Here is a 22,732-nt window from a genome sequence, read left to right as displayed (position 1 = left end):
TTCTATCATTTTTGCAAATAACAGTACAAAGAATTTTTTTATTTGGAGGGTAAACAATATGATTGACCAGTTTTTTGACAAAATATTTTCAAAACTTGAGGATATTGATAGACAGTTGTCATCAGTTCCCAGTGACCAGGAAACAGAAATTTTAACAGAACAACTTTTACAGCTTCGCAGACAGATGGATCAAATGGTGAATTATTGGCTTAAATTTGAGGAAAAAGTGAATAATATGCAGTTAAAATATAAATTAGATATACCGGAAGAACTATTTGATATTATACCCGATGGGTTATTGGAAAAATTAGATTTAATTGATGATGATTTAACTTTTGAAAATGAGGAGGATAAAATTAGTAATCCTGGCACCACAACCAGAAATGTCTTTCAAAATATGGATGAGAATGTTTTTATGAGTATAGATGATTTGGAAACTACACGTTTCTTTCGAAGGGGTATAGGCTATTTTGACTTATCTATGATGAATGAGGCAGTAGAAGAATTTAAAAATGTAATAATAAGAGAGCCAAATTTTATGGCCGGTCATTTTTATTTAGGCATGGCTTATAGTGAATTAGGCAATCATGAGGAAGCTTTAAAAGAATTTAACTTGATTTTGGCTTTGAATCAGAACCCTAAGTTTAAGGCAGTTACTCATAACTGCAGAGGAAACATTTATGCGGAACAGGGAAGATATGAAGAGGCTTTACAAGAATTTGAAAATACTCTAAAACTGGATAATAATTTTGTGGATGTCTACTTTAATTTGGGGGCCACCTGTTATAATATGAACAAATTTGAAGAAAGTATTGAGCATTTCAAAAATGCTTTGAAATATTTTGATGACGATTGGGAAATTTTTTATTACTTGGGAAAATCATATGGTAATTTAGGCTTTTTAAAAGAGGCTATTTACTATGTTGAAAAAGCCTCACAATTGAAGGGTGGCATAACTGCTATTCATTTGGAATTAGGAGTACTTTACGAATTAAGTGGAGAAAAAAATAAAGCAAAAAATCAATATTCAAAAATTAAAAACAAATAAAAAATGGCATATTTTCATAAATTGCTAAAATTATACTGCCTAAACAATAATTATTAGTTATAATAAGCTATGAGTCTTATTTTGCCAAACCTTATTAATTGCCGTTATTTAGTTAGGGAGAAAAGTAATTTAGGTTAATAATTAAGTTCAGGAAAGTTCAGGCAGGGCTTCCAGTGCTTTTAGGCTGACGCTTCATCTGGAAAAATAGTTTTTTAGGTATAAACAATATTAGAGGGAGGTAACTAATGGAAATAAGGGTAGGGGTAATTGGAGGAACAGGGGTTTATGATCCGAAAATATTAGAAGATTTAAGGGAGATAGATGTGGATACTCCTTATGGGAAAGCTTTAATATACCAGGGCTCTTTTCAGGGAAAAGAGGTTTGTTTCCTTCCACGGCATGGAATGACTCACGGGGTGCCGCCTCATAAAATAAATTACCGGGCTAATATTTGGGCATTGAAAAAGGTTGGAGTAAACCGTATCATTTCTACTGCTGCAGTGGGTTCCTTAAATGAGGAAATGCCACCTGGATCAGCCGTATTAATAGATCAGTTTATCGATTTTACCAAACAAAGGGCTTTAACTTTTTTTGAAGATGGTCAAGAGGGGGTTGTGCACACTGATTTTACCGAACCCTACTGTCCGGAGGTAAGAAAGCACTTGTTGGAAAATTCTGCCCCTTCAGGTTTGAAAGTATTGGATTATGGAACTTATGTGTGCACTGAAGGGCCCCGATTTGAAACACCTGCGGAAATAAAGATGTTTAGGTCCTGGGGTGGAGATGTAGTAGGAATGACCAACGTACCTGAGGTAGTTTTAGCCCGGGAAGTGGGCTTGTGTTATGCCACAGTTACACTGGTTACCAACTATGCAGCCGGAATATCCAAGAGTATTTTAACTCATGAGGAAGTTCTGCAGATGATGGCAGAAAATATTGATAAAGTAAAGCAATTAATAATGGGAACTATTGCTAAGATGCCCAAGGAAGTCCAATGTAATTGTGAGAAAACCCCCGGGAAAATGGTGGTATAAGGATTGGAAAAAATATGATTAGTCCCATGATTTGGCAGGGAAATAAATTAAAGATACTGGACCAGAGGAATATTCCTCTTTCTATGGATTATATTTTTTGTACAACCTGCCGTGAGGTAGAAGAACATATTTACAATTTGGCCATCCGTGGAGCTCCAGCTATTGGGGCTGCGGCTGCCTTTGGTATGGTTCTGGGGGCTCGGGAACTTCGGGATTTTTCCGGAAATAAATTTGAAACTTTATTTAGAAAAAAAGCATTGGCTATGCTCAAGGCAAGGCCAACAGCAGTAAATTTATCCTGGGCAGTAAGTCGTATGTTAAAAGAATTTGAAAGTTTAAAAGAGAAAAATACAGGGGATATAATTAAAGGTCTGGAGGAAGAAGCCCTTACTATTTACCATGAAGATATTGAAATTAACAAAAAAATTGGACAATTCGGTGCTTCCCTGGTTTCAAAAGGTGCTTTTATCTTAACCCATTGTAATGCCGGGGCTCTGGCCACAGCAGGATATGGAACCGCTCTGGGAATTGTGCGGAAGGCAGTGGAGCAGGAGAAAGAAATTCACGTCTATGTGGATGAGACCCGGCCTGTTTTACAAGGAGCCCGATTAACCGCCTGGGAATTGGAACAGGAAGAAATACCTTATACTCTGATTACAGATAATATGGCCGGAATGCTCATGCAAAAGGGTAATATTGATCTGGTGGTGGTAGGGGCAGACAGGATTGCTCTTAATGGAGACACAGCTAATAAAATCGGCACCTATAGTCTGGCGGTGTTGGCCAAATACCATGGGGTACCTTTTTATGTTGCTGCACCTTTCTCCACCTTTGATTTAAATATAAAAACAGGGGAAGAGATTCCTATAGAAGAGAGAGACTGCCGGGAGGTAACTCATATTTTTAATCAAAGGATTTCCCCTGATGGATGCCATGTTTTTAATCCCTCCTTTGATGTAACTCCAGCTGGTTTAATCAGTGCCATTATTACGGAAAAGGGGGTTATTGAAAATCCCCGGGAGAACAATATAAGTACTTTTTTTAATAAAATGAAAAGTTAGGAGTCGGGTTTAATGCTGGAAACGGAAAAAAATAAGGAACAAGTTGCCAGAATCGCAAAAAAAATGCTGGAAGAAAATCTGGTGGTAGAAACCTGGGGAAACGTCAGTGCCCGTTCTAAAGAAGGGATGGTCATAACTCCCAGCGGCCTGGATTATAAAAAGCTTAATTTCACGGATATGGTAGTAATGGACCTTCATGGAAATGTAAAGGAGGGTAAATGGAAGCCTTCTTCAGAACATCCCATGCACCGATTAATATACCAGCGGAGACATGATGTCAATGCGGTCATGCATACACACAGTATTTATGCTACTGCTTTTGCTGTAGCCAGAAAAGAAATCAATACCGTAGTAGAAGATTTTTCCCAGGTGTTGGGGGGTAGTGTGAAGGTTGCAGATTATGCTATGCCTGGTTCTGATGTATTGGCTTTAAATTGTGTTGACGCTTTAGAAGACAGGTCTGCAGTTTTGATAGCCAATCATGGTCTGGTGGCCGTGGGTAAAACCCTGGAAGAGGTGCTGTTAATCTGTAAAGTCATTGAGAAAACCGCACTTATCAGCCTTTATGCCAATATGTTAGGTGGACCGGTGGTAATTGATGAACAGCATGTCGTAAGACTGCACAAATATTTTAAGGAACAATATGGTCAAAAATAATAAAATATAATGAGACCCATTTTTCTACAAGCAGAGAAAAGCGTTGAGACCTAAGTCTTCTAAATGATGGTAAAATATTATTAATGAACCAGTGGGATTATTTTGCATGCATTTTTAAAAAAAGAGGTGGAAAATACTGTGGTTAAAATAAAAATCACCAATTGCCATATACATACTTTTAATGAGGAAAACCAAGTTATTGATTCTGGTGAGATTGTAATTGAAGGGGATGTTATTAGTTATGTTGGAGAGGTTCGGGATGGCGAAAATGACAAAAAGGATTTCAGCCGGGTGATTGATGCCCGGGGGAAGGTTTGTCTTCCGGGATTCATTAATTCCCATACCCATGCTCCTATGACTCTGTTTCGAGGATTTGCCGATGATCTGCCGCTGATGACTTGGCTTGAAGATAAAATTTGGCCGGCGGAGGATAAATTACAGGGTGAGGATGTATATTGGGGTACTCTTCTATCCTGTTTGGAAATGATTAAGTCCGGAACAACGACTTTTAATGACATGTATTTTTTCTTAGATGATATGGCAAAGGCTGTGGGCGAAAGCGGTATGCGGGCAGTGCTTTCCCGAGGGCTTATAGGATTGGAGGAAAGAAAAGCAGCCGTAGGATTGGAAGAAACAGAAAAACTGATTGGCTCCTGGCATAATGCCTTTGACGGACGAATAAAAATGATGCTGGGCCCTCATGCTCCCTACACCTGTCCCCCGGAATTTCTTATAAAAATTATAGAAAAAGCGGAACAGCACAAACTCCCCCTGCATATACATTTAGCCGAAACTAAATTTGAAGTGGAACAGTCAAAACAATTATATGGAATGACTCCCATAGAACATATGGAAAAATTAGGTTTATTTAACTATCCAGTGACAGCTGCTCACTGCGTGCATCTCAGTCCCGGTGATATAGAAATATTGTCCCGTAATAAAGTTACTGTAGTCCATAACCCGGGAAGCAATTTGAAGCTGGGAAGCGGGATAGCTCCTGTTATTCAGCTCCTGGAAGCCGGAGTGACTGTTTCCTTGGGTACCGACAGCGCAGCCAGCAATAATAACCTGGATATGCTGGAGGAGGTCAGGCTGGCAGCTTTGATTCATAAAGGAGTTACTGGTGACCCTACAGTATTACCGGCTTGTAAAGCTCTGGAAATGGCAACCCGAGAAGGAGCCAAAAGCATATTCTGTGAGGGTGAGATTGGAATGTTAAAAACCGGTTACAAGGCTGACTTAATTCTTTTAAACCTTGAAAAGCCTCATCTTTGTCCATTCCATGACCTTACAGCCCATATTGTTTATGCGGCACAAAGTTCAGATATTGAAACGGTAATTATTGATGGTAAAGTAGTGATGGAAAACAGAGAGATAAAAAATTTAGATCAAGAAAAAATTATGTACCATGCACAGAAAATGGCTTCTATATTGACTGGAGGGATTCCATGTGAGGGTGCTTCTAACTAATGATGACGGTATTTTTGCCGATGGAATACAAGAGTTAAGCAAAGCTATGCAAAAGATTGCTGCTGTATATATTGTTGCCCCGGACAGAGAGCGGAGTGCGGTGGGACACGCCATTACCATGCACAACCCTCTAAGGGCCGACAAGGTAAAGCTATACCATAACCCTAATCTTTCGGCCTGGGCAGTGAACGGTACTCCTTCAGATTGTGTTAAATTGGCAGTAGAGGCTATATTGCCGGAAAGACCGGATATAGTAATTTCCGGTGTAAACCGGGGCGCCAACCTGGGTACAGATGTATTATATTCAGGGACTGTTTCTGCAGCAGTGGAGGGAGTCATCAGTGGCCTGCCTTCTATTGCTGTATCTTTAACGGCGGTAGAAAATCCTGATTATACCCTGGCAGCGGAGTTTGCGGCCCAACTATCAAAAATAGTGCTAAAAAAAGCCCTGCCTAAGGGTACTCTTTTAAATGTAAACGTTCCAGGAATTCCCCGGGAGGAAATAGCCGGTGTTGTAGTTACCCGTCTGGGGGTAACCCGCTACCATAACGAGTTTGAAGAGAGAGTAGATCCCAGAGGACGCTCCTATTACTGGATGGCCGGGGAAGTGATTGAGGAAACCGAATGCAATGATACGGACCTGTCTGCCATAAGATGCAACAATATTTCTGTTTCTCCCATTCATTTTGATTTTACTAATTATGAAGTAATGGGTGCTTTGAAAGACTGGGATTTTAAATTATAGGTTGGTATTTTTCAAATACAAGAACAAAGTTAACTTCACCAGGGGTTTAAAGGGTAAAAAAAAGAGTTTTTTCTAAAAGGGGGATATTAGATGGATTTCAGAATAGCTTCATTTATTGACCATACCTTATTGAAACCCCAGGCCACCCAAGGAGATATCCTGACGCTCTGTGACCAGGCCGTAAAATATGGGTTTGCTGCTGTTTGTATAAACTCTAAACATGTGGAACTGGCTGTTAACCGGTTAAAGGGAACCCCGGTAAGGATAGCGGTGGTGGTTGGTTTTCCCCTGGGGGCTGGATTTTCGGAAGTAAAAGCGTTTGAGGCAAAAATGGCGGTAGAAAAAGGAGCACAGGAAATTGATATGGTGGCAGACATTGGAGCTCTTAAAGAGGGAAATTTCAGTCGGGTTGGAAAAGACATTGGAGAAGTAGTAATGGCTGCGTTTCCCGCCGAAGTAAAGGTAATTGTGGAAACAGCACTTCTAACTAAAAAAGAAAAAGAAAAGATATGCAGGATTGTCATGGACAGTGGGGCTGCTTACATAAAGACCTCAACTGGTTTTGTCCCAGAGGGGGGGGCTCTATTAGAAGATGTTCTAACTTTTAAAAAAATAGTTAAAGACAAAATTAAAATCAAAGCTTCAGGGGGAATAAAGAGCCTGGCTTTTGCGCAAAAGTTGTTGGATTCCGGAGCTGAAAGGCTGGGGACAAGTTCTTCTATAAGTATAATTGAGGAAGAAAATGAGAAAATTTCTAAATAATTGTCGATTTTTAGGAATATCATGGTAAATATATGTATTTCCTGGGAAATTTAATAACCACTTTAAAAGGTGGTTATATTTATTTACTTACTGGAATATACATAATTTGAAATAAAAAAAAGCTGATGGAGTAAAAAAATGAATTGGACAAGATTAAGAGTAAATGGAAACAGGGTTTTTTTAAAAAAGGAATTTGTTTTTTTAATTTTTTTATTTACGGTATTGACTCTGGTTACCGGTGGCCTGTTGTATGAAGTTTACTTAAATGATTCTTCTAAAGATACCCGAGGAATTTTTGCAGATACGGTATTAAATATGACCAATACATATAATTATACTTATATGATAAAAGAAGAAACCGATGAATACAACCTGGAGTTTGCTGGATTGGTGGTAAATCCTGATAAAATTATCGGAAACTTTAGGGAATATAACCTGGATGTGTATAAAGTTGCCGATAATTTATTTATCAAGAATCCGCTTCAAGGGGAATGGGAGATGGTTAATGAAATTGAATTGGAGGATTTAATAAATTTCATACAGAGTCCCTCAGATATATTAGAGCAGGTAATCATGGAGTGGACAGAACCGGCAAAGATCACCAGTAAAATAGTGAATGAGAAAGAATACCTGCTCATTATTTACAGCCCTTCACCACAAGAGAAAGAAGAGTTTATCCTAAATTATTATCCTCATTTGGCCTTATATGAGGAAGTTCTGTTAAACTGTAATGTTTGGGTTACAGCAGAAGAACCTTTTCTACATAAGATGGAATTTATAATTTCCCTGGAGGACTCTGATGGTAAGACAGAAATCATCCGCAGGGAACTGTTGATCAATCAAGAACAAGAGGAACAAGACACCTCCGAAATTCTCACCGAAGAAGTGTAATTTCTACTGCAGGATTTCACTTCTGGTCAAGGGGCCGCTTTTGGCTAGTTCTGGAGAAAGATCTTGAAAATGTCGGAAGTTTTTTATAAAGCTTCTGGCCAAATTTTCTGCCTGCTCATCGTAATCTTCTTTGTTATCCCAAGTATTTCGGGGGTTTAAAATTTCTGAAGGTATTCCAGGACAAGCTTCCGGCACCTGAAAATTAAATATAGGGTCAACTCGGAATTCCGACTGTTCAATGCTGCCATTTAGAACGGCCTTAATCAGAGCTCTAGTATCTTGAATGCTGATTCTGTGCCCTCTTCCATAGGGGCCTCCAATCCAACCGGTATTAACTAGATATACCTTGGACTTGTGCCTTTGAATTTTTTCTCCCAACAAGTCTGCATATATTTTTGGGGGAAGAGGTAAGAAAGGGGCAGCAAAGCAGGTAGAAAAGGTTGCCTGAGGTTCCTTAATGCCTCTCTCTGTGCCTGCCAGTTTACTGGTATAGCCTGAGAGGAAATGGTACATAGCTTGTTCAGCACTTAATTTGGCAGCGGGTGGAAGTACTCCAAAGGCATCCGCCGTTAAAAATATAATTACCTCTGGATGACGTCCAATCCCAGGGATAACTGCACCGGGAATAAAGTCAACAGGAAAGCCCCCCCGGGTATTTTCTGTCAGTTCATCGTTATCAAAGTCAACAGTTCGGTTTAAGGCGTTCACTACTACATTTTCTATAACACTTCCAAAGCGTATGGCTTCCCAGATTTGGGGTTCTGTTTCTTTGGAAAGATTTATACACTTGGCATAGCAGCCACCCTCAATGTTAAAGATTCCACCGTCATGCCATCCATGCTGATCATCTCCGATTAACTTTCTGTCAGGGTCTGCGGATAAGGTAGTTTTTCCAGTACCTGAAAGGCCAAAGAACAAAGCTGTATCGCCGTTTTTACCCATGTTAGCTGAACAGTGCATGGAAAGCACATTTTTTTGAGGGAGCATGTAGTTCATGACGGAAAAAATGGATTTTTTCATTTCACCAGCATAATGGGTCCCTCCAATAATTCCAATCTTTTTATTAAAGTTTAAAATGATGAAGGCTTCTGAATTTGTGCCATGTTTTTCAGGATCTGCTTGAAAACCTGGGGCCGAAAGAATAGTAAACTCAGGGGTTTGTTCCTTATGGCCGTCTTTTAAAAATAACTGCTGCACAAAGATGTTGTGCCAACTGTGCTCATTAATAAACCGTATTGGAGTGCTGTATTTTTCTTCAACACAGGCGGAGCCGTCAAAGACAAAAATTTCTTTATCTTTTAGATATTGAAGCATTTCTTTTAGAAGTATATCAAATTTTTCTTCAGAAATGGGTCGGTTTACCGGCCCCCACCATATTTTTTCCCGGGTATTGGGTTCTTCTACGGTAAATTTATCATGGGGTGACCTTCCAGTATATTTGCCGGTGGATACACTTAAGGCTCCTTTGGAGGTTAAAATTCCTTCCCCTCGACAGACAGATTCCTCCAACAGTTTAGGTATGGAAAGATTTTGGTGTACTGTGAGAGCGTCTATATGATTTAATTGGTCTGCTAGTTTATTTGACATATGATCCTCCTATCAATAGTTTATAAATATCTCTATTGTTTATTATGATAATAATTGGACTTTTACTTACTGTAAACATTTTGGAAACTGATACAATTATTAGATTACTATTTTTTAGAAATTTTTAAAAAATCGTGGACGAATGTGTTAAAAGAATAACACATTTTAAGAGAAGGAATTATTTTTACAGCCATCGAATACAGAAAGTAAACGTACTTTAATACATAATATAAAACCTTATATAACCATATCTAACCCTCTTAATATGCTGCTGTTAAATATGCTGCCCAAAACAAAGTATATTTTTTTATGAAAGGGGTGTGAAAATGAAAGGATTAATCGTGGTTGATGTAAAAAAATGTGTGGGATGCAGAAGCTGTGAGATTGGCTGTGCGGTAGAACATTCAAAAACAAAACAGCTTTTCTCCGCAATTTCTGAAAAACCTCTTCCCCAAAGCCGAATAATTGTTGAATCCTATGACGGTAGAAACCTTCCCCTGCAGTGTCGTCACTGCCAAGAGCCTCCCTGTTTAAATGTTTGTCCCACCAAAGCCATTACTAAAGCAGATGCAGATGAAGCAGTATTAATTGATTCTGAGTTATGTATTGGCTGTAAATCTTGTATTTTGGTTTGTCCTTTTGGAGCCGTTACCTTATCCTTAGACCATAAAGCCATTTTAAAATGCGATCTTTGTATGGAACGAACCTCCAAAGGACAGATTCCCGCCTGTGTTTACAGCTGTCCTACTTTTGCCTTGCAGTATACTTCGGTGGAACAGCTGACCAAAGAGAAAAGGAGGGAATTTATGGTAGAATTTTTAAAGGGCAGTTAACTTTAAAAATTTTACCATTGGCATTATGACGGTAGATTTGTTTGCAATTGATAAAATTATCAATAAATATAGGAAGGATCGGGAAGGATTAATTGCCCTTCTTCAGGATATCAGTACTGAATATAGATATTTATCGGAAGAAGCCTTAAAACGTGTATCGGAAGAAATGGAAGTTCCTTTGAGTAAACTTTTCAGTCTGGCTACTTTTTATAAGTCTTTTAGGCTGACACCCAGAGGAGAGCATGAAATTCAGGTCTGTATGGGAACTGCCTGCCATGTAAGGGGAGCCCCCAGAATGTTGGAAAATGTTACTCAAAAACTGAATATAAAACCCGGGGACACCACGGAGGATGGAAAATATACCGTAGAAACTGTAAACTGTTTGGGTACCTGTGCCCTGGGCCCACTTTTAGTTTATGATGGGAAGTATTTTGGCAAGCTCAACAGAAGAAAAATAGAAAAGCTGCTGGAGGGATCCAATGATGAAGTTGAATAGTCCAGCCGAACTAGAAAAATATAGAAGTTCTGTCCTGGAGAAAAACAACTCCGGGGAAACATCTGTTTCCGTCTGCTGCGGCACAGGGTGTTCAGCCTCTGGTGCATTGGATGTGGTTTCTGCCTTTCAAAGGCTTCTGGAGGAAAAAGGAATTCAGGCTGATGTAGGCACAAAGATTACGGGATGTCATGGTTTTTGTGAGCAGGGTCCGCTGGTGTTGGTGTCACCTGGAAATATACTATACTGCCAGGTGAGGACAGAAGATGTAGAAGAAATTGTCCAGGAGACTTTGACAGCAGGTCGGATTGTAGACAGGCTTTTATATGTGGATCCGATAACTGGAGAAAAAATTGAAAAAGAAGAACAGGTGCCTTTTTATAATAAGCAGCTGCGGCTGATATTTGAAAACAACGGCAAGATGGTGCCTACGGAAATTAATGATTATCTATCTCTGGGGGGTTATTGTGCCCTGGAGAAAGTTTTGAAGGGGATGGATCCTCGGGAGGTTATAGAGGAAATCAAAAATTCCCGGTTGAGAGGCCGGGGAGGGGGCGGTTTTCCAACCGGGCAGAAATGGGAATCCTGTTACACGGCCTCTGGAGATATTAAATACGTAATATGCAATGCCGACGAGGGAGACCCGGGATGTTTTCAGGATCGGAGTATCCTGGAGGGCAATCCTCACCTGGTGTTAGAGGGTATGCTTATTGGGGCTTTTGCTGTGGGTTCAACCCAAGGTTATATCTATGTGCGAAACGAGTATCCCCTGGCGGTAAAAAACTTTAGTATAGCTCTTAGACAGGCTCGGGAGCTAGGACTGTTGGGGGAGAATATCCTGGGAAGCGATTTTTCTTATGACCTAAAAGTAATCCGTGGGGGAGGCGCTTTTGTCTGTGGAGAATCCAGCGCTTTGATTTCATCTATTGAGGGGAAAATAGGAGAACCCCGTTACAAATTTGTCCATGCCACGGAAAAAGGACTGTGGGATCGACCCACAGTGTTAAACAATGTGAAGACCTGGGCCACTGTACCTTTGATTATTAACCGTGGGTCTGGGTGGTTCAATGAAATTGGAACCCAACAGAGCAAGGGGACCATGATCTTTTCCCTGACGGGAAAGGTAAATAATACCGGTCTGGTGGAGGTTCCCATGGGGATTTCCTTGAGAGAGCTTATTTTTGAAATAGGGGGAGGAATCCTGGGGGGCAAAAAGTTTAAGGCCGTTCAGACGGGAGGCCCCTCGGGAGGCTGTATCCCGGAGGAACTAATAGACCTGCCCCTGGACTATGAAAAACTAACTGAAGTGGGTTCCATGGTAGGCTCCGGGGGCATGATTGTGATGGACGATACAACTTGTATGGTTGACGTGGCCAAGTACTTTTTATCATTTACCCAGGAGGAATCCTGTGGAAAATGTGTCCCCTGTCGGGAGGGTGGGGAGCATATGCTCAAAATCCTGGAAGGTATTACCCGGGGGGAAGGGGAAGAGAGGGACCTGGATCTATTGAAGGAAATTGCCGATACTATGCAGTGTGCCTCCCTGTGTGCCCTGGGGAAATTGGCTCCCAACCCGGTACTGACCACACTTAAGTATTTTCCAGAGGAATATATGGCTCATATTAAGGATAAAAAGTGTCCTGCTGGTGTCTGTCGGGAATTAATTAAGTATTTGATTGATCCTGATTCCTGTACCGGATGCGGCCGTTGTATAAAGGCCTGTCCCACAGAGGCTATCACCGGAGAAAAGGAAGCACCTCATATCTTGAACCAGGATCAATGTATTAAGTGCGGAAACTGTATGGATATTTGCAGGTTTAATGCTATTACAGTGGAGTAGAGGTGAAAAAATGGTTTCTATAACAATTAACGGACGGGAATTAAAAACTGAAAAAGATATAACTCTGCTTCAGCTGGCCAAGAGTGAGGGAATCGGGATTCCTACTCTCTGTTCTCACAAGGCCTTAATTCCTTACGGGGCCTGCCGTCTTTGTGTGGTAGAAGTCAGCAAAGGCCAAAAGACTAAGATTGTAAATTCCTGTGCTTATCCCCTTAGAGAAGATGGTATTTCTGTTCAGACTAACACTCCCAGGTTAAAAAAGATTCGAAAGAATATCCTGGAGTTTCTTTTGGCTAGATGTCCGGAAGTAGAGATTATTAAGAAAATGGCCGGCGCAGTGGGAGTAAAGGAAAAACGACTCCCCAAAAAGAAAGTTTCCAATGGACAAAAAGAAGAATGTATCCTTTGCGGTTTGTGTGTCAGAGTTTGTAATGAGGTGATTGGAAAAGAGGCTATCAGCTTTGTGCATCGGGGAGCGGATAGAGAAGTAGCGGCTCCGTTTTACTCTCAATCAAAAGACTGTGTGGGATGTACAGCCTGTGCTTTTGTCTGTCCCACCGGCGCAATTAAGGTAAAGGAATCTGGGAATAAAAGAAATATAATCCCCTGGAATACAGAAATAACATTGGTTACCTGTGAGATGTGCGGTATTTCTTTTGCACCGGAAAATTCCGGTGAATATCTTAAGACTAAATTAAACCTGCCGGCAGAATGGCTGAAGCTTTGCCCCCAGTGCCGCCGAAAAGTGGCAGCAGAAACCATGGGTAAATATGATTTTGCCAGCAGGAAAGTATTTTTAAAAAGGTAGAAATTGAGAAAGGAGAGGTGAAATATGGATAAAGAAAAGCTTTCTCGGATGAGCGCAGACCCGGCCGTTCAGGCTATGATCCCTAAAGCCAAGGAAGAGGGGGTTGAAACCATCTGGGACCGTCTGGAAAAACAACAGCCAACCTGCGGCTTTGGTGATTTAGGAGTTTGCTGTCGGAACTGCATGCAGGGCCCCTGTCGGATTGACCCCTTTAAACAGGGAGCCCAAAGAGGGGTTTGTGGGGCGGATGCTGATACCATTGTAGCCCGAAACCTGATAAGGGCCATTGCCGGAGGAACTGCTGCCCACTCGGGACACGCCAAGCACCTGGCTCATATTCTTTATAAATCTGCCAAAGGTGAGCTGAAGGATTACCCTGTGAAGGATGTGGATAAGTTAAATGCCGTGGCTTCCCGCCTGGGAGTTGACTTGGAAGGAAAGAGTGTGCAGGAAATTGCTTTGGAGGTAGGAAGGTTGGCCCTGGAGGAATTTTCTGAAAAGGATGGACCCAATCTCTGGGCAGCCACCAATGTTACCCAGGGAAGAGTTGACACATACCTGAAGCTTGGGGTTGTTCCCGGGGGAATCGACAGTGCTATCTCAGATATTATGCACCGGACCCACTACGGTTGCGATGCTGACCCCATCAATCTGATGTTGGCCGGAGTAAAATGTGCCCTGGCTGATTTTGCCGGATGTCATATGGGAACTGACCTGTCGGATATTCTCTTTGGAACTCCCCAGCCAGTAGTCAGTGAAGCTAATATGGGCGTATTAAAAGAAAAAGCTGTAAATATTGCCCTGCACGGACATAATCCGGCTCTATCGGATATTATCGTTCAAGTCAGCAGGGAAATGCAGGAGGAAGCCAAAGCCGCCGGGGCTGAGAAAGGAATTAACCTGGTGGGAATCTGCTGTACTGGAAATGAAGTGCTGATGAGGCATGGAGTTCCTTCAGCAACCCATTCCATATCCCAGGAAATGGCCGTGCTTACAGGAGTTTTGGATGCCATTGTGGTGGACTATCAGTGTATTTTACCTAGTTTGGCTAACCTGCAGGAATGTTATCATACCCGTTTGATAACCACCATGCCCAACACAAAAATAAGCGGGGCGGAACATATGGAGATTTCCGAGGAAAATGCTAAAGATTGTGCCAAAGATATAATCAGGGCCGGCATTGAAGCCTATGGCAAGAGGAATCCCAATAAGATTAGTATTCCTGAAGAAAAGTCGGAGGTGGTAGCGGGCTTCTCCACAGAAGCTATCATAGGAGCTCTCAAAGCGGTGGACAGTGAGGATCCCTTAAAACCTTTGATTGATAACATTGTAAATGGCAATATCCAGGGGGTCTGCCTGTTTGCCGGCTGTAACAATGCCAGGGTGCCCCAGGATTTCAACTTTGTAACAGTGGCTAAGGAGCTGGCCAAGAATAATGTATTAATCCTGGCTACCGGATGCGGAGCCGGTTCTCTGGCCCGGCATGGACTGATGACATCCCAGGCCACCTTGGACTATGCCGGTGACGGCCTTAAGGCGGTGCTGACGGCTGTAGGTGAAGCTGCCGGATTAAAGGGTCCTCTGCCCCTGATTCTACACATGGGTTCTTGTGTGGACAATTCCAGGGCTGTGGATGTAGCTGTAGCCGTAGCCAATAAACTGGGAGTTGATCTGGATAAACTTCCGGTGGTGGCCAGTGCTCCGGAAGCTACTGCAGAAAAAGCCATCTCCATCGGTACATGGTCTGTAGCCGGCGGTCTCCCCACCCACGTGGGAGTGATTCCCCCGGTGATGGGCAGTGCATTGGTAGTGGATGTGCTCACCGATAAAATAAAAGGACTGTTGGGCGGATATTTTATTGTAGAAACTGATCCTTATAAAGCGGCAGAAAAACTGCTGGAGGCAATTAAAGAACGCCGAAAGGGATTAGGACTGTAATATCATTTTGAAGCATAGTTATACTTGAGCAGGTGCATATTATTTTGCACCTGCTTAAATTTGTATAAATATGAAATAAATAATTCTTGTTAAATGGCTTACAAATACTTTTATTATAATCTATAATAATAAAGTAATGAAAAGAATTGAAGCTTGGATATTCAGGAGGTGTAAGGATATTTGTGCGGCATATGTGGAATATTTAATAAATCCGGAGAACCGGTAAGCCATGAAAAGATAGAAAATATGAAAAAAGTAATAGTGCATCGGGGTCCGGATGAAGAGGGAAGTTACATAAATCATAATATAGGATTAGGTTTTCGCCGGTTAAAAATTATTGACCTTTTTACTGGAAATCAGCCTATGAAAAATGAAACGGGAGATATCGTTTTAATCTGCAACGGTGAAATTTACAATTACTTGACCCTTAGGGAAGAGTTAATAAAGAAGGGGCATAAATTTAGAAGCACTAATGATGTGGAGGTAATTGTTCATCTATACGAAGAAGAAGGAACCCAATGCGTTAAGAAATTAAGAGGGATGTACGGTTTTGTACTGTGGGACAAAAAAAAGCAAATTCTTTTTGGAGCCAGGGACCGTTTTGGAATAAAACCCTTATATTATTACGACAGCCCAGATCAATTTGTTTTGGCTTCTGAAATGAAGTCAATCCTTGCTTTAGATGAAATCAAGAGAGAGGTAAACCAGGAATCCCTGGTGCATTATTTAACTTTCCAGTATGTTCCCGAGCCCCAGACCATTTTAAAAGGGATAAAGAAACTGCCCCCGGCCAGCTTCTTTGTTTTAAAAAACAATGAATTAAAAATTCAAAAATACTGGGAATTAGAGTTTAATCCCCAAAATAAGCCTCTATCTCATTTTGTAGAGGGGATCCGGGAAACATTAAGGGAATCTGTTCATCTGCACACCCAGAGTGATGTGCCTTGGGGGGCATTTTTAAGCAGTGGCATTGATTCTTCATTAATCACAGCACTTTTGAGCGAAATCAAACAGATATCCACTTTTAGTGTAGGATATGAAGAAAAGGATTATAGTGAACTGGAGGATGCCAGGCAAACAGCTAAGATTTTAAATACAGTTCACCATGAATATAAAATTACGCCGGAGGATTTTATTGAAAATCTCCGTAAATTAATCTGGCATTTTGATGAACCTGTGGCTGACCCTTCGGCCATTTCCCTGTTCTTTGTGGCTAGAATGGCCAGTGAAAAAATTACGGTTACTCTGTCCGGAGAGGGAGCGGATGAAGTTTTCGGAGGCTATGGCATTTATCGAGGAGCTCAGTCTTTAGACTATTTTAGAAATCTCCCTGAAGCTGCACAAAAAATATTCAGCTTTTTTACCGAACTTCTCCCTGAGGGAACCCCCGGGCAGAATTATGTTCGGAGAGCCAGAACCAAACTAGAAGATCGTTACGTAGGGAACGCTTTTATTTTTGACGATCATTTGAAAAAGAAGGTATTACAAGAAGATATTCCCTTTCATTCTTATAAAGAGGTGACAAAACGCTACTTTAACCAGGTTTTAACCCAGGACGAAGTGGTACAGATGCAGTATGTTGACTTTCATACCTGGATGACCGGGGACATTCTTTCCAAAGCGGATAAAATGACCATGGCAAATTCTATTGAACTGAGGGTACCTTTTTTGGATCACAAAGTTTTTGAATTTGCCGCTACCATCCCTACAGAATTTAAGATTAAAGGAAAAATGACCAAACATGCTCTTCGGCAGTCCTTCAAAGATATTTTACCTCCGGAGATAACTAACCGTCCCAAAAGAGGATTTCCGGTACCTACACGAAAGTGGCTGTGTAACCAGCTGAAAGAACCGGTCATAAACATATTGAAGAATAGCTTTACTCCGGAATACTTTAATTACCCGGTAGTAGAGAAAATGTTTAAGGACCATCTAGAGGGAAAGGCAGATAACAGTCGAAAACTATGGACCATAATTATCTTCCTGCTGTGGCATGATATTTATATAAAAAGGAAGGGTTTTTAAGCAGTTACTTTTTTTAGAGGATGGTCAAATAAGTGGCAGTTCCCCCAGCCATTACTTGTAGAAGTAATGGCTATATTCATTTATGATAATACTTAAATTAAGTTAAATTTTCTTAATAAAGGGAGGAGCAAGCCATTATGAAAAGATATTTTCAATTATTGGTAATAATATTTTTATTTTCGCTGTTTCTTATGCCTCAAATATCTCATGCTAACCAGGTGCAGCAGTTACACCAGGTTGCACAGGACGAAAGTTTATACATAATAGCACAAAGGTATCAAGTTACTATGGAGGAAATCATCAATCTAAATAATTTACAAAATCCAGATATTATTTATGTTGGACAGGCTCTTACAATTCCTCAGGTGTCATTATCTCTCCAACCGCCGGACTACACCGTTTCTCAATTGGCCAGAATGTTTCAAGGGACATTTTATTTTAGAGGAGCATCCCATACCAATAGAATAGCTTTGACTTTTGATGACGGACCCGATGAAAAATATACTGCGCAGGTATTGGATGTGCTGGAGGATTTTCAGGTTCCTGCAACATTTTTCTTAATTGGAAACAGAGCAGAAAGATATCCTGAAGTCGTAGAGAGAATTATCGAAGAAGGACATGTGGTGGGGAACCACTCCTGGTCTCATCCTGATTTACGAAAGATATCTACAGAGCGTTTAATTACCGAAATTTTAAGGACAGAGGAAGTGCTTCATAAAATCACCGGTCTGAGAACGGCTTTAATCCGTCCTCCATACGGCTTGATAAGCTTACCTGTTTTAGAAGAGGTGAAAGAAATGAATTATAAGGTAATTAACTGGTCTGTTGACTCTGTGGATTGGCGGGACCGAAATGTAGAGCAAATATTAAAAAATACTCTGCCTGACGTTAGAGCTGAATCCATTCTACTTTTCCATTCTGCAGGAGGAGAAGGTCAAAGTATGGCTGCAACCGTTGAAGCTCTACCGGAGCTGATTGAAACTCTTAGAATGTTAGGATATTCTTTTGTTACTGTAGATGAACTATTGGGCGTTCCTGCCTATAAAAATTATTAGTTTTAGTAAAGCCAGAAAAATTAGGATCTATGGACTTTTTTTAGAAAATACCGGCGGGAATCCTTGGGGTCTATTGACCCCGAGATGAAAGCCGGAAAAGCTACTATATGTCGCAAAATGAATGGATACAACACTTGCATTTGCATCATGAGCATGCTATACTATTTGTAGGGAGAACATACGTTCCAGGACATGCGTTTACAACATCTGGTATCATATTGTTTGGTCAACTAAATACCGTAAAAAGATCTTAACCGGTAAATAGCCGATTACTGTCATCAGCTATTTTATGAAATCGCTGATGAGTTTGAGTTTCAAATAGCCAACATGGAAATATGCCGGATCATGTACATCTTTTTGTGACTGCACATCCCAAAAAAGCGCCTGGAGATATTGTAAAAAAACTAAAAGGAATTTCTGGCAGGAAGCTTTTCATACAGTTCCCTTGAGTTAAGGAAAGTATATTGGAAAAATCAAATATGGAACCCATCAACGTATTATGGAACTGCAGGATGTATTACACAGGAAACTATCCAAAGATATATTGAAAATCAAAAAAGCAGGTGAAATAGTGAGTGCCTTTTACCTATCTGACAAAATACGCATTACCCCGAACAAAAAAGCTATAGACAAACTTTGGGCGGTTTCTTATGCTTGCAAAGACGTCTGGAACCGATTGAACGGAGTGCGTTATGATAGGGATAAGAAAACCAACTACTATCATCAGAAAAAACAGCTTCCACTGCTAAAACAACAACACCCTGCATTGAAAGTGCCCTCTTCCCAGGTTTTACAGGAAGTAGTCAAATCCCTCAATGCCAGCTGGCAGATGTATTTCACCAAGCATAAAAAAGGTGATCCATGTGTTAAGCCTCCGAGGTTCAAATCATACAAATATTTCTTCACCCAGAAATACCCACAGCAGGGTGTTTCCTTTGAAATCCACTGCGGCATCTTGCGCCTGGCCTACGGTAAGAATAAATCCAGTTGGATCGAGATTAAATTACCACAACCGGAGTATGATTTCCAGGCGGTCAAGAATGTTGTTGTTTCTTATGACCAGCGGGACAAGAAATGGTACGTATCGCTGAATCGTCATGTCCAGCTGCCCGAAAAACGGGTCAATGCCCATACTATCTATTTTGACCCAGGTTGCAAGATGACATTGACCGGTATAAAGACAGATTATTCAGTTGTAGAGTATGACATCAACCCCTTAAGAGAGCTAAACTTAAAGCATTACCTGCTAATCGATCACCTAAAGTCTCTAAGAGATAAAAAACAGAAACACTCCGGGCGTTGGCGCAGGCTGAACAAGAAAATCAGCGGCTTGTACCGCAAAATACGCACCCAGACCAAACACTACCTGCACAAACTGGCTAACCAGATATTAAAAGACCACCCGGATACAAACTTTAAGATAGGTAACTGGAACAAAGGGCAGACCCTTGCTGCTACGGGCATCGTTATCGTAGACAAGCGCATCAACTGTCAGGTTTAAAATAACAACCCTGTCAAGAAACTCATCGGATACCTGTGTTACAAAGCCATTATGAACGCTCAGCAGGTCGAAGAATTCGATGAGAGGGGTACAACCAGGACCTGTTCCGGTTGCGGCAGCCAACAGCAGATGCCACCAAACAAAAGGGTTTACCTTTGTCCAAAGTGTGGCTTTAAGGTGGAACGTGATATTAACTCGGTGCTTAATTTTTTAAAAAACGATAATTATGCCATGTGGCATGGCCTGGGCGAAGTGCTCAGTATCGTCAGTTATCGTTTTAACCCTGTAACTGGCGCAAACCAAAGGATCGAAAGTCGATCTGTCATCCTGAACTACCAGGATGCACGGGGTCTATTGACCCCGTGAGGATGTCACTGAAGGTCTAAAAATAAGTGAAATAGAATATAATTAATATGGCCTGTTTTCATTGAATTCAGGCCTTTTTATTTAAGAAGAGTAAGCTAATTTCTACAAAAAACACAAAGGAAATGATTCATTCTTCAGAGAAGTTATAACTTATACCATCTGTGAGGAGCTAATTAATGGTGAAAAAAAAGTTTAAAAATGCTGCTGTTTTTGAGGGAAATCCCAAGTGGGAAAATTCTATAATCAGGAAAAATAAGCTGTATCATCGGGAAGATGATATTAGAAATGACTTTATCCGGGATTATAATAGAATCCTGCATTGTACTGCATACAGAAGGTTAAAACATAAGACTCAAGTTTTTTTTGCCACTGAAAATGACCATATTTGTACAAGAATTGAACATGTAAACCATGTAGCTTCAGTGAGTTATTCACTAGCCAACTATCTGGGCTTAAATTCACAGCTTACCAATGCTATTGCTCTGGGGCATGATTTGGGACACGCACCCTTTGGACATGCTGGGGAAGAAATAATAGATAAAATAGCAGAAGAAGAGATGAATGTAAAGTTCTGGCATGAGAAAAATAGCTTACGGTTTGTAGATTTGCTGGAAACGCTGCAGGATGATAGGGCCAGGGAATATAATTTAAACCTTACTTATGGGGTTCGAGATGGTATCATTCTTCATTGTGGAGAGGTAGACGATAACGTTATTTTTCCTCGGGAGGAAGTTTTAAATCTAGAAAGGCTGGAGGAACCCAGTCAGCTTCCCCCCTATACCTGGGAAGGATGTATCGTAAAAATTGCCGATAAAATTGCCTTTCTGGGGAGAGATATTGAAGATGCTTTGGAATTGAACATCTTAAATATTAATGAAATACGGGAATTAAAAAGCATTTTGAAGGAATCTCTAGATGTGCATATTAAATCTATTAATAATACTGTGCTGATGCATAACTTTATGATCAATTTATGCAGTTACAGCAATCCCCAAGAGGGTATCAGGTTTTCCCATGAATATTTAGAATTAATGAAGCATTTAAAACAATTTAGCTTTAAAAATATTTATTATCATCAAAGGCTCTCCTATTTTCGTGATTATGCCGAATTAATATTACAATCTATTTTTGAAGCTTTAAAGGGTTTTTATAATCAGAAAAAAACATTAACTATAATAGATGAATATCAGCTTATTTATCCAAGTTTGGTAAAAGAGTTTAAAAAATGGATTGTTAAATATTCACGGATTGAAGGTTGTCCCAGGCCAAGTAAATACCAAAATATTGTAATTTATGATTTGGGAGAGGAAAAAGATTACTTATTATGTATTATTGATTTTATTTCAGGAATGACCGATCACTTTGCAATAAAAATATTTAAAGAGCTTACCAGATTTTAGTTTACCTTCTGTAAATAATTAATCTTCCATAGAAGAAGATTGCTGTTCTGAGTTGAAAGGAGAGATTATGCAGGAAATATTAGAGGTACTTGAAATAAACCAATGGGTAGAAACGGTTTTTTCTACCCTCTCCCATCAGAGGTTTTGGTGGGATATGGGAAAATATGGAGGAACAGCCCTGCTGGTTTTCCTTTTATTTCTGCTGTTGCGAAAAACCTTTACTCTGTATGTGTTCCGGGGAATCACGAAATTATTACAAAGAAGAGGACTGGATCCCAAGGTAAACATCCTCAATTGTATTGAGCAGCCACTCAGAAATTGGTTTGTCGTATTAGGTTTGTATTTTGCTCTGCTGGTACTGCCCCTGGGCGAATTTTTTCAAGATTTAGTGACCCAAACCTTTCGAGCTTCCATTATTGTGCTCATTGCCTGGGGCCTTTACAATATTGCCGGCCCCTGCTTGTTTGAAGTTATTAACAGTAAAATAGATGATAAGATGGATGATATACTCATTCCTTTCATCAGCAAGATATTAAGATTCTTAATCATCTTCCTGGCTTTCAGCCTGGTGGCCAGTGAATGGGGTTATGACGTGACTGGAATTATTGCAGGCCTGGGGTTGGGAGGCCTGGCCTTTGCCCTGGCGGCTCAGGATACTGCCGCCAATATATTTGGAGGAATTGTTATTATAACCGACAAGCCCTTTGACATAGGGGACTGGATTCTCAGCCCCAGTGTGGAGGGAACGGTAGAAGATATTAGCTTTCGAAGTACTCGAATTCGAACTTTCGCCAACTCACTGGTTTCTGTTCCCAACTCTACTCTGGCTAAAGAACCCATAACTAACTGGTCAAAGATGGGAAAACGCAGGGTTTCCTTTAATTTGGGAGTTACATATGATACTTCTCGGGATCAGTTGAAAAAGTGTGTGGAGGAAATCAGGAAGATGTTGGAGAACCATCCTGATGTCCATAAGGAGGTTATATTTGTTAAGTTCGATTCGTTTAATGACAGCAGTCTGGATATATTCATTTATTATTTTACCATTACTATCCAGTGGGGAGCTCATATGAAGGTTAAAGAAGAAATAAACTTAAATATTATGAAAATATTGGAGGACCAACGAGTGTCTATAGCCTTTCCCAGCAGAAGCTTATACCTTGAGAACCTACCTGAGTATCATCAACAGGAAAAACAAGGACAGGGAGAATAGCTATA

The 22,732-nt window shown here is 40.6% G+C and carries 20 protein-coding genes and 1 pseudogene; 20 read left to right on the top strand and 1 reads right to left on the bottom strand.

Features of this window, described 5'->3' with window-relative positions:
- Positions 1–58 precede the first annotated feature (58 nt).
- The 8 genes from HUE98_RS10195 (at position 59) to HUE98_RS10160 (ending at position 7,668) form a co-directional block, all read left to right on the top strand.
- Positions 59–1,048: a tetratricopeptide repeat protein gene (locus tag HUE98_RS10195; protein ID WP_241420549.1), complete on the top strand. Its 990-nt coding sequence runs from the start codon at positions 59–61 to the stop codon at positions 1,046–1,048.
- Between the two features lie 245 nt (positions 1,049–1,293).
- Positions 1,294–2,082 carry an S-methyl-5'-thioadenosine phosphorylase gene (gene mtnP / locus HUE98_RS10190; RefSeq protein ID WP_241420548.1) on the top strand — a complete coding sequence of 263 codons (789 nt, stop codon included), beginning with the start codon at positions 1,294–1,296 and terminating at the stop codon, positions 2,080–2,082.
- Between the two features lie 14 nt (positions 2,083–2,096).
- A complete protein-coding gene (gene mtnA, locus HUE98_RS10185) occupies positions 2,097–3,143 on the top strand; it encodes an S-methyl-5-thioribose-1-phosphate isomerase (protein ID WP_318036492.1) in 1,047 nt (348 codons plus the stop codon).
- Positions 3,144–3,155: 12 nt separating this feature from the next.
- The gene (locus HUE98_RS10180) at positions 3,156–3,800 is read left to right on the top strand and encodes a class II aldolase/adducin family protein (protein WP_241420547.1); all 645 of its coding nucleotides are present in this window, start codon (positions 3,156–3,158) and stop codon (positions 3,798–3,800) included.
- A 138-nt stretch (positions 3,801–3,938) separates the two neighbouring features.
- Positions 3,939–5,270, top strand: a complete 1,332-nt coding sequence (locus tag HUE98_RS10175; RefSeq protein WP_241420546.1) for an amidohydrolase — start codon at positions 3,939–3,941, stop codon at positions 5,268–5,270.
- A complete protein-coding gene (surE, locus tag HUE98_RS10170; RefSeq protein ID WP_241420545.1) occupies positions 5,251–6,015 on the top strand; it encodes a 5'/3'-nucleotidase SurE in 765 nt (254 codons plus the stop codon). Before HUE98_RS10175 ends, surE begins: the two co-directional genes overlap by 20 nt.
- 90 nt (positions 6,016–6,105) lie before the next feature.
- On the top strand, positions 6,106–6,777 hold the full coding sequence (gene deoC / locus HUE98_RS10165; RefSeq protein WP_241420544.1) for a deoxyribose-phosphate aldolase: 672 nt from the start codon (positions 6,106–6,108) through the stop codon (positions 6,775–6,777).
- A 138-nt stretch (positions 6,778–6,915) separates the two neighbouring features.
- Positions 6,916–7,668 (top strand): hypothetical protein, encoded by a 753-nt coding sequence (locus tag HUE98_RS10160; protein ID WP_241420543.1) that lies wholly within the window; start codon positions 6,916–6,918, stop codon positions 7,666–7,668.
- Between the two features lie 3 nt (positions 7,669–7,671).
- On the opposite strand, the gene pckA is transcribed toward HUE98_RS10160, so the two are convergent.
- Positions 7,672–9,255: a phosphoenolpyruvate carboxykinase (ATP) gene (gene pckA, locus HUE98_RS10155; protein ID WP_241420542.1), complete on the bottom strand. Its 1,584-nt coding sequence runs from the start codon at positions 9,253–9,255 to the stop codon at positions 7,672–7,674.
- Between the two features lie 326 nt (positions 9,256–9,581).
- Here pckA and HUE98_RS10150 point away from each other — a divergent pair, with 326 nt between their 5' ends.
- From HUE98_RS10150 to HUE98_RS10095, 12 genes and pseudogenes are all read left to right on the top strand, one after another.
- On the top strand, positions 9,582–10,088 hold the full coding sequence (locus HUE98_RS10150; RefSeq protein ID WP_241420541.1) for a 4Fe-4S dicluster domain-containing protein: 507 nt from the start codon (positions 9,582–9,584) through the stop codon (positions 10,086–10,088).
- Between the two features lie 37 nt (positions 10,089–10,125).
- On the top strand, positions 10,126–10,584 hold the full coding sequence (locus HUE98_RS10145; RefSeq protein ID WP_241420540.1) for an NADH-quinone oxidoreductase subunit NuoE family protein: 459 nt from the start codon (positions 10,126–10,128) through the stop codon (positions 10,582–10,584).
- Entirely contained in the window at positions 10,568–12,421 is a 1,854-nt protein-coding gene (locus HUE98_RS10140; protein WP_241420539.1) for an NADH-ubiquinone oxidoreductase-F iron-sulfur binding region domain-containing protein, read from the top strand. Before HUE98_RS10145 ends, HUE98_RS10140 begins: the two co-directional genes overlap by 17 nt.
- A gap of 10 nt (positions 12,422–12,431) precedes the next feature.
- A complete protein-coding gene (locus HUE98_RS10135; RefSeq protein ID WP_241420538.1) occupies positions 12,432–13,229 on the top strand; it encodes a 4Fe-4S dicluster domain-containing protein in 798 nt (265 codons plus the stop codon).
- A gap of 24 nt (positions 13,230–13,253) precedes the next feature.
- Complete coding sequence (cooS, locus tag HUE98_RS10130) at positions 13,254–15,167, top strand: anaerobic carbon-monoxide dehydrogenase catalytic subunit (RefSeq protein ID WP_241420537.1); 1,914 nt, start codon at positions 13,254–13,256, stop codon at positions 15,165–15,167.
- A 180-nt stretch (positions 15,168–15,347) separates the two neighbouring features.
- A complete protein-coding gene (gene asnB / locus HUE98_RS10125) occupies positions 15,348–17,192 on the top strand; it encodes an asparagine synthase (glutamine-hydrolyzing) (RefSeq protein WP_241420536.1) in 1,845 nt (614 codons plus the stop codon).
- 137 nt (positions 17,193–17,329) lie between these two features.
- Entirely contained in the window at positions 17,330–18,247 is a 918-nt protein-coding gene (locus tag HUE98_RS10120; RefSeq protein WP_241420535.1) for a polysaccharide deacetylase family protein, read from the top strand.
- Positions 18,248–18,410: 163 nt separating this feature from the next.
- Positions 18,411–18,814, top strand: a pseudogene (gene tnpA / locus HUE98_RS10115) (IS200/IS605 family transposase).
- A 4-nt stretch (positions 18,815–18,818) separates the two neighbouring features.
- A complete protein-coding gene (locus HUE98_RS10110; RefSeq protein WP_241420534.1) occupies positions 18,819–19,748 on the top strand; it encodes an RNA-guided endonuclease InsQ/TnpB family protein in 930 nt (309 codons plus the stop codon).
- A gap of 24 nt (positions 19,749–19,772) precedes the next feature.
- Positions 19,773–20,114, top strand: coding sequence for a zinc ribbon domain-containing protein (locus HUE98_RS10105; protein ID WP_407080287.1), 342 nt, complete (start codon positions 19,773–19,775; stop codon positions 20,112–20,114).
- A gap of 176 nt (positions 20,115–20,290) precedes the next feature.
- Positions 20,291–21,514, top strand: coding sequence for a deoxyguanosinetriphosphate triphosphohydrolase family protein (locus HUE98_RS10100; protein WP_241420532.1), 1,224 nt, complete (start codon positions 20,291–20,293; stop codon positions 21,512–21,514).
- Between the two features lie 67 nt (positions 21,515–21,581).
- Positions 21,582–22,727 carry a mechanosensitive ion channel family protein gene (locus HUE98_RS10095; RefSeq protein WP_241420531.1) on the top strand — a complete coding sequence of 382 codons (1,146 nt, stop codon included), beginning with the start codon at positions 21,582–21,584 and terminating at the stop codon, positions 22,725–22,727.
- The last annotated feature ends 5 nt before the right edge of the window (positions 22,728–22,732 follow it).

This window comes from Candidatus Contubernalis alkalaceticus (assembly GCF_022558445.1).
In the GTDB taxonomy this organism is placed as follows: domain Bacteria; phylum Bacillota; class Dethiobacteria; order SKNC01; family SKNC01; genus Contubernalis; species Contubernalis alkaliaceticus.
Note: the sequence above shows the minus strand (reverse complement) of the source record. Positions and strands in the feature narration are given on the sequence as shown.

What these genes read in the sequence shown, in the direction of transcription:
- HUE98_RS10195 (WP_241420549.1), top strand. Translation starts at nt 59, where the DNA reads ATGATTGACCAGTTTTTTGACAAAATATTTTCAAAACTTGAGGATATT.
- mtnP (WP_241420548.1), top strand. Translation starts at nt 1,294, where the DNA reads ATGGAAATAAGGGTAGGGGTAATTGGAGGAACAGGGGTTTATGATCCG.
- mtnA (WP_318036492.1), top strand. Translation starts at nt 2,097, where the DNA reads ATGATTAGTCCCATGATTTGGCAGGGAAATAAATTAAAGATACTGGAC.
- HUE98_RS10180 (WP_241420547.1), top strand. Translation starts at nt 3,156, where the DNA reads ATGCTGGAAACGGAAAAAAATAAGGAACAAGTTGCCAGAATCGCAAAA.
- deoC (WP_241420544.1), top strand. Translation starts at nt 6,106, where the DNA reads ATGGATTTCAGAATAGCTTCATTTATTGACCATACCTTATTGAAACCC.
- HUE98_RS10160 (WP_241420543.1), top strand. Translation starts at nt 6,916, where the DNA reads ATGAATTGGACAAGATTAAGAGTAAATGGAAACAGGGTTTTTTTAAAA.
- pckA (WP_241420542.1), bottom strand. Translation starts at nt 9,255, where the DNA reads ATGTCAAATAAACTAGCAGACCAATTAAATCATATAGACGCTCTCACA.
- HUE98_RS10150 (WP_241420541.1), top strand. Translation starts at nt 9,582, where the DNA reads ATGAAAGGATTAATCGTGGTTGATGTAAAAAAATGTGTGGGATGCAGA.
- HUE98_RS10140 (WP_241420539.1), top strand. Translation starts at nt 10,568, where the DNA reads ATGATGAAGTTGAATAGTCCAGCCGAACTAGAAAAATATAGAAGTTCT.
- HUE98_RS10135 (WP_241420538.1), top strand. Translation starts at nt 12,432, where the DNA reads ATGGTTTCTATAACAATTAACGGACGGGAATTAAAAACTGAAAAAGAT.
- cooS (WP_241420537.1), top strand. Translation starts at nt 13,254, where the DNA reads ATGGATAAAGAAAAGCTTTCTCGGATGAGCGCAGACCCGGCCGTTCAG.
- HUE98_RS10120 (WP_241420535.1), top strand. Translation starts at nt 17,330, where the DNA reads ATGAAAAGATATTTTCAATTATTGGTAATAATATTTTTATTTTCGCTG.
- HUE98_RS10100 (WP_241420532.1), top strand. Translation starts at nt 20,291, where the DNA reads ATGGTGAAAAAAAAGTTTAAAAATGCTGCTGTTTTTGAGGGAAATCCC.
- HUE98_RS10095 (WP_241420531.1), top strand. Translation starts at nt 21,582, where the DNA reads ATGCAGGAAATATTAGAGGTACTTGAAATAAACCAATGGGTAGAAACG.